The following is a 7,188-nucleotide window of genomic DNA, read 5'->3' as shown; positions in this document are numbered from 1 at the left end:
CCCCCCCCCCCCCCCCCCCCCCCCCGGTGCCGCTCCTCGACGACGCCGTCTGGAGCGTGGCCCCGCCGACGACGGGCGCCCTGCTCGGCGGGGCCCTCGAGGGGCCGCTGGCGTGGGTGCGCGTCGCGGTGCAGGACGTCGTCGCCGTCGCCGGGCACCGCGTCGGCGCCGGCGTCCCCGCCTGGCTGGCGCAGGCGCCGCTCGAGCGGACCTGCGCCCCCGCGCTGCAGCGCCTCCTCGACGCGGGTGCCGACGTCGTCGGCGTCGCGCAGACGGGCGAGCTCGGCGCCGCCCGCGACGGGCGCAACCCCCACTACGGCGCTCCCGCCGACCCCGCGGCGCCGGGGCGCACGACCGGCGGGGCGGGCGGCGGGGCCGCGGCCGCCGTCGCGTCGGGGGCTGCGGACGTCGCCCTCGGCTCCGACGCCGGCGCGGCGCTGCGGGTGCCCGCCTCCCGGTGCGGGCTGCACGTCTTCCGACCCACGCACGGGGCCGTGCCCGTCGAGGGCGTGCTGCCGGTGAGCCCCTCGACCGACGCCGTGGGCGTCCTGGCCCGCGACGGGCGCCTCCTGCACGCGACGGCGCGCGCCCTCCTCGGCGGACCGGCCGTGGCCCGGGACGGGTCCGGCGACGAGCCGACCACGCTGCTCCGCAGCGGCCGTCTGACCGGCCTCGCCGAGCCGGCCACCGCCACCGCCGTGGACGCCGCGGTCCTCGCGCTCGCCGTCACGACGGGCCTGCCGGTCGAGGAGGTGCCTCCCTCCGCGCTCGACGCCGAGGACCTGGCGCGCTGGGCGCGGGCCGCCGGGGTCGTGGCGGACGCCGAGCTCTGGCGCTGCCACGGGCGCTTCCTCCTCGACCACCCGGGCGCGCTGGGTCCCGAGGTGGAGCGGCGCCTGCGCGCGGGCGGCGAGGTCGGGCCCGACGAGCTGGCGCGCGCCCGGGCGGACCTCGACGCCGCACGGGCACGGCTCGGCTCCCTGCTCGCCGGCGGGCGGCTCCTGTGCCTGCCCGCCACCGCCGGGCCCGCCCCGGCGACCGCCGGGCCGGCGCCCACCGCCGTCCCCGGCGAGGCCGCCGGTGTCGCCGACGGGGGCGCGGGCGCCGCCGACGACCGGCTGGTCGCGCCGGCGTCGGTCGCCGGCCTGCCCGCCCTCGGACTGCCGTGGGGGCGCGCCGAGGACCTGCCCGTCGGGCTGCAGGTCCTCGCCGCGCCGGGGGCGGACGTCGTCCTCCTGGCGCTGCTCGACCGGCTCGTCCCCGCTCGCGAGCTGCCCGTCTGACGCCTCGCCGGGAGCGGAGGACCACCGGTCGCCCCCTCCCCACGGGGCCGCGGCCGCGCCAGGATGCCCCCACGACCCGGCGGACGGCCGTGGCGTCGGTCGCGAGGCCGACGGGTCGAGGCGGTGGAGGGAGGACGTCCGTGACGACGACGGACCGCACGGCGCAGGACGCCGGCCGGGCGTGGCCGCGCCCCGCGCCGGCCAGCGCCGACGACCGCCTGCGCCGGCTGCTCGTCTCGCTGCGCGACCTGGGCGCCGACGTCCCCCTGCCCGAGCTGCTCCGGCGGCTCGTCGAGGTCGCGTGCGAGCTCGTCGGCGCGCGGTACGGGGCCCTCGGCGTGGTCGGGGCCGGCCAGCGCCTCGTCCAGTTCGTGACGGTGGGCGTCGACGAGCGGACGGCGGCGCGCATCGGGCACCTCCCCCGCGGTGAGGGTCTCCTCGGGCATCTCGTCGACCACCCCCGGCCGCTGCGCCTGCCGGACCTCACGGCGCACCCGTCCTCCATCGGCCTGCCGCCCGGCCACCCCCCGATGCGCACCTTCCTCGGCGCCCCCGTCCGGGTGCGCGGCGAGGTCTTCGGCAACCTCTACCTCACCGACAAGCAGGACGGCGGCCGGCCCGTCCCCTTCACGGCCGAGGACAAGGAGCTGCTCGTCGCCATGGCGTCGGCCGCCGGCGTCGTCATCGCCGACGCCCGCTCCCTCGACGCCGCGGAGCGCCGCCAGCGGTGGCTGCGCGCGTCCGCCGACGTCGTCCAGGACCTGCTGCTGGAGGAGGCGGCGTCCCTCGCGCAGGTCGCCCGGCACGCGCGGCGGGCGGCGGGCGCCGACCTCGGCACGGTGCTCGTCGTCGACCCCGACGACCCCGGGGGCCTGCAGCTCGTGGCCGCCGACGGCGGCGCCGGCGACCACCTGCTCGGCACGGCCTGGCCGCGGGCGGGCACCCTCGTCGGCCGGGTGCTCGACGTCGACGAGGACGTCCTCGTGGACGACCTCGTGGCGTCCGGACTGGTCGCCGAGGGGCTCGTCGCCGAGGTCCCGGGCATGCCCGACGGGCCCGCGCTCGTCGTGCGCCTGCCCCGGGTGGGCGCGGCCGCCCGTCCCGGGGCGCTGGTCCTCCTGCGCCGGCGCGGCGCGCCCGCCTTCGACGAGGAGGACCGCGCCATGGCCTCCGACTTCGCGCGGCACGTCGGCCTCGCCCTCGAGATGCAGAGCGCCGTGGTGACGCGGCGCCGGCTGGCCCTCCTCGACGAGCGGGAGCGCATCGCCCGCGACCTCCACGACCACGTCATCCAGCAGGTGTTCGCCGCGGGCCTGCGGCTGACGGCGCTGGCCGGGCGCTCGTCCGACCCCGCGGTCGTCGCCGAGCTGCGGGACGTCGTGGCCGAGGGCGACGAGACGATCCGCGCGCTGCGGGCGGCGATCTTCGCCCTCGAGCACGAGACGCCGCCGGACGACCTCCTCGCGGCGGCGCGGGAGCTCGTCCGCGAGTACGCCGGCGTCCTCGGCTTCCGGCCCTCCCTGGCCGTCGACGAGCCGTTCCCGGCGGACGAGCTGCCCCCGGCGCTGGCCGCCGGAGCCAGGGCGGCGCTGCGCGAGCTGCTGAGCAACGTCGCCCGCCACGCGGGCGCCTCGCGCGCCTCGGTGCACCTGGCCGCGCCCTCGGGCCGGCTCGAGGTCATCGTCGCGGACGACGGCGTCGGCACGGCCACCGCCCAGCGCCGCAGCGGGCTGCGCAACCTCGAGCAGCGCGCCCAGGAGCTGGGCGGGCGGTGCGCCGTCGCGTCGCCGGTGGACGGCGAGCGGGGGACGCGGGTGTCGTGGTCGGTGCCCCTGCCCGCGGGCGTGCGCGGCAGCGCTCGCTCCACCGACGGCGGAGTCGGCCGGTGAACGCCCGCCCCGCGGGACCTTGGTCCCTGCCCGTCCCCGCCGGGACGGGGCATCCTGCGAGCGGTGCCCGTGGACGGGTCGACGACGAGGAGGCCGCCGTGGACGGAGCAGCGACGGTGACCCGCGTGGTGGTCGTGGACGACCACGCGGTGGTCCGGGCCGGGCTGCGCGCCCTGCTGGACTCGGCCGGTGACCTCCACGTCGTCGCCGAGGCCGGCACCGTGGCCGACGCGGTGCGGGAGATCACCGTGTCGCGTCCCGACGTGGCCCTCGTCGACGCCCGCCTCCCCGACGGCTCGGGCGTGGAGGTCTGCCGCACGGTCCGCTCGACGTCCCCCGGCACGCGGTGCCTCGTGCTCACGTCCTACGACGACGACCGCGCCCTCCTGGCCTCGGTCCTGGCGGGCGCCGCCGGCTACCTGCTCAAGGAGATCGGCACGGCCGACCTCCTCGGAGCCGTCCGCCACGTCCACCGCGGCGGTGACCTCGTCGACGTCGAGCGGGTCGCCGAGGTCCGCCGGCGCCTCGAGGACCCCCTCGCGGCGGACGAGCGGCTCGCCGACCTCACTCGGCAGCAGCGCCGGGTCCTCCAGCTGCTCGCCGAGGGGCGGACGAACCGGCAGATCGCGACCTCCATGGGGCTGGCGGAGAAGACGGTGAAGAACTACGTGAGCCACCTGCTCGTGCGGCTCGGGGTCTCGAGCCGGACGCAGGCCGCGCTGCTGCTCGCCGGCGCCCGCTGAGGCGCCCTGCGGGACCCCCGGCGGACCGTCGGCGGGTCACCGGAGGACCGCCCTCAGCGGACCACCACGACGGGGCAGGCCGCGTGGCGGACGCACTGGTCGGCCGTCGAGCCGAGCAGGAGCCGCGCGAACCCGCCGCGCCCCCGCGTGCCGACGACGAGGACGTCGGCCCCGGACGAGGCCTCGACGAGGGCGCGGGCCGGCGCCGCGTGCGCCACGTGCACGCGGAGGTCGTCCACCGGCAGCCGCGAGACCTCCACCAGCGCGGTGGCGCGGCGGCGCACGACCTCGCGCGTCGCGGCCTCGACGTCCTCCAGCGGCGGGACGTAGCCGCGCTCGGCGTCGGGCGGGTCCTCGCCCGTGGCCAGGCTCCACGCCCGGAGGACGTGGAGCAGCCCCCGACGGCGGACCGCCTCCTCGGCGGCGTACCGGAGCGCCGCGCCGGCGCCCTCGGAGCCGTCGTCACCGACGAGCACCCCGCCGTCGACGACGACGTGGCGCACCACCTGCTGCTGCCATCCGGGCACGGGTCCTCCTCCGGGAGCCGTCGCCGGCCGGCGCCGGTGGTCGGCGGGTGGCAGCGGTCGACGGCCGCGAGCAGTCCACCAGCGGCGCGGCGGCGGCACAGGGGGCGAAGGGCCCTGCCGGTGGTCCCGCCCGCCGGGCCCTTCGCCCCTGGGGGAGGGCGAGCACCGCGCGGAGGCTCGGGCCGTGGACACGACAGCACCCGAGCGGACCGCCCCGGAGGCGGCGGCGACCCCGCCGGCGGCGGGAGAGGGCGAGCGCCGCCCCGGCGGCTCCCTGCCGCACCTCGACGCGGAGGAGCTGGCGCGCGTCGACGCCTGGTGGCGCGCCGCGACGTACCTGGCCGTGGGCCAGGTGCACCTGCAGATGAACCCGCTCCTGCGCCGGCCCCTCGTCGCCGAGGACGTGAAGCCGCGCCTGCTGGGCCACTGGGGGACCTGCCCGGGGCTCACCTTCGTCCACGCCCACGTGAGCCGGCTCGTGCGCTGGACCGGGCAGGAGACGCTGTTCCTCACCGGCCCCGGCCACGGCGGGCCGGCGCTGGCCGCGGCCAGCTGGCTCGAGGGCACCTGGACGGGCGCCCACCCCGCGGCGACGCGGGACGAGGCGGGCATGCGCCGCCTCTTCCGGGACTTCTCGGCGCCCGGGGGCGTGCCCTCCCACGTCTCGGCGAGCACGCCCGGCTCCATCCACGAGGGCGGCGAGCTCGGGTACGTCCTGCTGCACGCCTTCGGCGCCGTCATGGACGACCCCCGGCTCCTGGCCGTGGCGGTCGTCGGGGACGGGGAGGCGGAGACCGCCCCGCTCGAGGGGTCCTGGAAGGGGGTCTCCTTCCTGGACCCGCGGCGGGACGGCGCGGTCCTGCCCGTGCTCCACCTCAACGGGGCGAAGCTGTCCGGGCCGACCGTGCTGGCGCGCAAGCGCGACGCCGAGCTGCGCGACCTGCTGGCGGGGCACGGCTACGAGGTCGTCGAGGTCGCCGGTGACGACCTCCCGGGCGTGCACCACCGCTTCGCCGCCGCGCTCGCCAGCGCGCACCAGCGCATCCGGGCCATCCAGCAGGACGCCCGCTCCGGCCGCTGGGACGGCGCGCGACCCCGCTGGCCGGTGCTCGTCCTGCGCACCCCGAAGGGCTGGACGGGCCCGGACGTCGTCGACGGGCGCCGGGTGGCCGGCACGCACCGCGCCCACCAGGTGCCCCTGCCGCGGGCGCGGACCGACGCCGAGCACCGCCGCGCCCTCGAGGCCTGGATGCGCTCGTACCGCCCCGAGGACCTCTTCGACGACGCCGGCCGGCCGACGCCGCTCGTGCTGGCGAACCAGCCGCCGGAGGACCTCGTGCTGTCCGCCTCGCCCCGCGCGCACGGCCGACGCAGCCGCCCGCTGCAGCTGCCCGACTGGCGTCGTCTCGCGCTGCCCGTCGCCTCGCCCGGGCTGCAGCGCGCCGAGTCGACGCGCCTGCTCGGCGAGCTGCTGCGGCTGACCTACGCGGGCAACCCGACGACCTTCCGGCTCTTCAGCCCCGACGAGACGGCGAGCAACCGGCTCGACGCCGTCTTCGGCGTCTCCGACCGCGCCTTCGCGGAGCGGGTCGAGCCTGACGACGAGCACACCTCGGCGAGCGGCCGGGTCATGGAGGTCCTGTCCGAGCACACCTGCCACGGCTGGCTCGAGGGGTACACGCTGACCGGCCGGCACGGCCTCTTCGCCACGTACGAGGCCTTCGGCATGGTGAGCGCCTCGCAGACCGTCCAGCACGCCACGTGGCTCGCCGAGGCGCGAGCGCTGCCGTGGCGGGAGCCGGTGCCGAGCCTCAACGTGCTGCTCACGTCGACGGCGTGGCGGGGCGACCACAACGGGTTCTCCCACCAGGGCCCCGGTCTCATCGACGTCGTCCTCGCGCAGGACCCGCAGGTCGCCCGGGTGTACCTGCCGCCCGACGGCAACACCCTCCTCGCCGTCGCCGACCACTGCCTGCGCTCGCGCGGCCTCGTCAACGTCGTCGCCATCGACGAGCAGCCGCAGCTGCAGTGGCTGACCGCCTCGCAGGCGGCGGAGCACTGCGCGCACGGCGCCAGCACCTGGGCCTGGGCCGGCTCCGAGGACGGCGACGACCTGCGAGCCCCCGACGTCGTGCTCGCGTGCGCGGGCGACGTCATGACGATGGAGGCGGTCGCGGCCGCCCAGCTGCTGCGCGACCGCCTGCCCGCCCTGCGGGTGCGCGTGGTCAACGTCGTCGACCTGCAGTCCCTGCGCCCCCCGCTCGAGCACTCCCACGGCATGGACGAGGTCCGCTTCCTCGAGCTCTTCACCGCCACCACGGACGTGGTCATGGCCTTCCACGGCCATCCCGGCACCGTCCACCAGCTCCTCCACGGGCGCCCGCGCGCCGAGCGCTTCCACGTGCGGGGCTTCGTCGAGCGCGGCACGACGACGACGCCGTTCGACATGACCGTGCGGGGCCGGGTGTCCCGCTACCACCTGGCCATGGACGCCGTGCGCGTCAGCCGCCACCTGCCCCACGGCGCCGCCGACCTCGTGCAGTGGTGCCGTGAGCAGCTCGAGCGGCACCACGCCCACATCCGTGAGCACCTCGAGGACCTCCCCGAGGTCCGCGACTGGCGCCTCCTGCGGGCGCCGGCCCACCGACCGCCCGCCTCCGGGCCGGGCCCCGCCGGCTCGTCCGGCGTCCGCTGACCGCCCGGGACGGCCCCCCGCACGTCCCGGGCACCCCACCCGCACCGCCGA

General features: G+C 78.7%; 5 protein-coding genes. 4 read left to right on the top strand and 1 reads right to left on the bottom strand.

Going from position 1 to position 7,188, the window contains the following annotated elements; genetic code table 11:
- Positions 1-26 precede the first annotated feature (26 nt).
- From WDV85_RS12615 to WDV85_RS12605, 3 genes are all read left to right on the top strand, one after another.
- Positions 27-1,283 carry an amidase family protein gene (locus WDV85_RS12615; RefSeq protein WP_339570954.1) on the top strand — a complete coding sequence of 419 codons (1,257 nt, stop codon included), beginning with the start codon at positions 27-29 and terminating at the stop codon, positions 1,281-1,283.
- A gap of 140 nt (positions 1,284-1,423) precedes the next feature.
- Complete coding sequence (locus WDV85_RS12610; protein WP_339570953.1) at positions 1,424-3,172, top strand: GAF domain-containing sensor histidine kinase; 1,749 nt, start codon at positions 1,424-1,426, stop codon at positions 3,170-3,172.
- 98 nt (positions 3,173-3,270) lie between these two features.
- Positions 3,271-3,915: a response regulator transcription factor gene (locus WDV85_RS12605; protein WP_339570952.1), complete on the top strand. Its 645-nt coding sequence runs from the start codon at positions 3,271-3,273 to the stop codon at positions 3,913-3,915.
- A gap of 53 nt (positions 3,916-3,968) precedes the next feature.
- Here the strand turns inward: WDV85_RS12605 and WDV85_RS12600 are convergent, their stop codons facing one another.
- Positions 3,969-4,442 carry a universal stress protein gene (locus tag WDV85_RS12600; protein ID WP_339570951.1) on the bottom strand — a complete coding sequence of 158 codons (474 nt, stop codon included), beginning with the start codon at positions 4,440-4,442 and terminating at the stop codon, positions 3,969-3,971.
- 274 nt (positions 4,443-4,716) lie between these two features.
- Here WDV85_RS12600 and WDV85_RS12595 point away from each other — a divergent pair, with 274 nt between their 5' ends.
- Complete coding sequence (locus tag WDV85_RS12595) at positions 4,717-7,137, top strand: phosphoketolase family protein (RefSeq protein ID WP_445263314.1); 2,421 nt, start codon at positions 4,717-4,719, stop codon at positions 7,135-7,137.
- Positions 7,138-7,188: the final 51 nt, after the last annotated feature.

The organism is Pseudokineococcus sp. 5B2Z-1 (assembly GCF_037482305.1).
GTDB lineage: Bacteria > Actinomycetota > Actinomycetes > Actinomycetales > Quadrisphaeraceae > Pseudokineococcus.
This window is presented reverse-complemented; position numbering and strand designations above follow the sequence as displayed.